General features: G+C 68.4%; 1 protein-coding gene. It reads left to right on the top strand.

All coding sequences use genetic code 11. From position 1 onward, the window contains the following. On the top strand, positions 1–465 hold a 465-nt coding region (locus tag C1I92_RS35920), incomplete at both ends, for a tripartite tricarboxylate transporter substrate-binding protein (protein ID WP_199521845.1).

Here is a 465-nt window from a genome sequence, read left to right as displayed (position 1 = left end):
AGGCAGCGCGTTCGATGCACTGGCGCGCGCACTCGCGACGCAACTGCAGCAGCAGGTCGGCCGCGAGGTGGGCGTCGAGGATCGCCCGGCAGCCAATGGCATGGCCGCCGGCGAGGCCGTCGCCCGCGCGCCCTCCGATGGCCATACGTTGCTGCTCCAGCAGACCACGTTCGTCGCCCAGCCCGCGCTCGAGCCGGCGTCGTATGACCCGCTGCGCGATTTCCAGCCGGTCGCGATGGTGGCCACGCTGCCCCTGTTTCTCGCGATCGATGCGCGCTTGCCGATCTATTCCGTGACCGATCTGCTCGCGCAGGCGAGCGGTGAGTCCGTCACGGTCAATTGCGGCTCGGATATCGTCGGCACGTGGTCGCACCTTGTCGCCGAGCAGTTTGTGCGCGACTACGCATTCCATGCGCCGCATGTGGCCGTCCGCGGTGAAGCAGGGCTCGTGCAACAGATCCTGGC

Origin of the sequence: Jiangella anatolica (assembly GCF_003236295.1) — a bacterium.
GTDB lineage: Bacteria > Actinomycetota > Actinomycetes > Jiangellales > Jiangellaceae > Jiangella > Jiangella anatolica.
This window is presented reverse-complemented; position numbering and strand designations above follow the sequence as displayed.